At 65.8% G+C, this 1,847-nt stretch carries 3 protein-coding genes; 1 reads left to right on the top strand and 2 read right to left on the bottom strand.

The genetic code is table 11. From position 1 onward, the window contains the following. Positions 1–295, bottom strand: a 295-nt coding sequence (locus G3N97_RS38380; protein ID WP_205997937.1) for an FAD-dependent oxidoreductase, incomplete at its 3' end; no start/stop codon positions are given. Between the two features lie 32 nt (positions 296–327). Beyond that, positions 328–1,179 carry an SDR family oxidoreductase gene (locus tag G3N97_RS38375; protein ID WP_205997936.1) on the bottom strand — a complete coding sequence of 284 codons (852 nt, stop codon included), beginning with the start codon at positions 1,177–1,179 and terminating at the stop codon, positions 328–330. Between the two features lie 150 nt (positions 1,180–1,329). Here G3N97_RS38375 and G3N97_RS38370 point away from each other — a divergent pair. Further along, a partial coding sequence (locus G3N97_RS38370) for an AraC family ligand binding domain-containing protein (protein WP_205997935.1) occupies positions 1,330–1,847 on the top strand: 518 nt, incomplete at its 3' end.

The following is a 1,847-nucleotide window of genomic DNA, read 5'->3' as shown; positions in this document are numbered from 1 at the left end:
GGAACGCTTCGATCGCGTCTTCATCGTAGAACGCGCCGAGTTCGCCGCGCAAATACGTGCGTGCGGCGTCGCGTGTGTCCGGCCGCGCGCTGTGACGGTTGCCCGGAATCCAGAGCACGCCGCCCGAAAACGCGGTCGTGCCGCCGAAAACCTCGGCTTTTTCCACCACGACCACGTCGAGTCCCGCCTTGCACGCCGTGATGGCCGTCGAGAGTCCGCCCGCGCCCGCGCCGATCACGAGCACATCGCAGGTCGCGGGAATCGGCGGCGGATTGGTGTTGTTTCGCTGCTTCATGATTGTCTCCTTCATGTCGATCGGCACGCGCGCTAGCGCGCCGCCGCGCCGTCGTAGCCCGGACGCGGCACGAGATCCATCAGCATCGCGTCGAGGCCGCCGTCGACGACGAGTTCAGCGCCGTTCACATACGCCGCGCGATCGCTTGCGAGAAACGCCACCACGTTGGCGATATCCTGCGGCTCGCCGATACGGCGGCTCGCGGTCATCGCGCTGCGCTGCGCCTCGATATCGCCGTGCGTATAAAACGCTGCGGACAGCGGCGTGCGGATCATGCCCGGGCAGACGGTATTGCTGCGCACGCCGCGCGGCCCCCATTCGGCTGCAAGCTGACGCGCCAGCATCGCGACCGCCGCCTTGCTCGCGCTGTACGCGCCGCTATGCGTCTGCGGATAACGCGCCGCGATCGACGCGACATGCACGAGCGCGCCCGACCCGCGCGCGAGCATCGGCTTGCCGAACGCCTGCGAACACAGCATGTAACCCGTGAGATTCACACGCAGCATCGCGTTCCAGTCGTCGAGCGACAGCGATTCGATTCCGCCCGGACGCAGCAGTCCTGCGTTGTTTACCAGCACGTCGGCCGTGCCGAATTCGCTTGCCACGCGCGCGGCGGCTTCTGCCACGCTCGCCTCGTCGCCGATATCGCATCCGATGGCGATGATCGCGTTTTGTGCCTGTTTTTCAGCCTGATTCTGCAATTGCGTGGCCAGCGTCTGGGCTTTATCGAGGTCGCGATCGAGCAACGCGAGTCGCGCACCGGCAGCCGCGAGCGTCTGCGCAATCGCCGCGCCGATACCGCCCGCCGCGCCGGTTATCACGCAGACCTGACCATCGAGTTCCAGCCATCCTGAGCGCGGGTTTTTCGATCTTTCATTATTCATCTGGAATCCTGATTGAATTGACGATTACGCTAGCGACGACATGCGCCGTGGCTGCGTCGATCTGAGAAAAAGTATAGAGGCGGGGGTTGCGCGCGGAGTGGACAAACACGTCGATGAACAGGACAATTTGTACACAGGAGGCAAGACGGCATGCGGAGAATCCCTAACTACGATCTGTACGGCGAGTCGGCGAGGCCGCCCGGATACGGCGCGTTCAATTTCGAGTGGATTCCCGAACGCAGCCGTCCGAACGACTGGCAGATCGCCGCGCATCGGCACGACGCGCTGCTGCAACTGCTCTACATACGCGGCGGCAGCGGTCACGTCACCATCGAAGGCGTCCGGCACATGTTCGATCCGCCCTGCCTCGTCGTGCTGCCCGCGCAAACCGTGCATGCCTTCGCGTTCTCGCCGCAGATCGACGGCCTCGTCATCACGGCGGCGCAGCGGCCGCTCGAAGCGCTCGTGGAAGTCACCGCGCCGGGGATCGCCGCGATCTGCGCGCGCGCCGCCGTCATTCCGGTGCGCGGGACCGATCCGAGCGTCGGCATGCTTGCGCCGCTCTTCGCGCTGCTCGAACAGGAGTACCGCAGCGGCGGGCGCGGCCACACCGCCGCCGGCATGGCGCTGATGGCCGCGCTATTCGTGCACGTCGCGCGCCTGAGCGA

It is taken from the genome of Paraburkholderia sp. Ac-20347, assembly GCF_017104805.1.
GTDB classification, from domain to species: domain Bacteria; phylum Pseudomonadota; class Gammaproteobacteria; order Burkholderiales; family Burkholderiaceae; genus Paraburkholderia; species Paraburkholderia tropica.
Note: the sequence above shows the minus strand (reverse complement) of the source record. Positions and strands in the feature narration are given on the sequence as shown.

What these genes read in the sequence shown, in the direction of transcription:
- G3N97_RS38375 (WP_205997936.1), bottom strand. Translation starts at nt 1,179, where the DNA reads ATGAATAATGAAAGATCGAAAAACCCGCGCTCAGGATGGCTGGAACTC.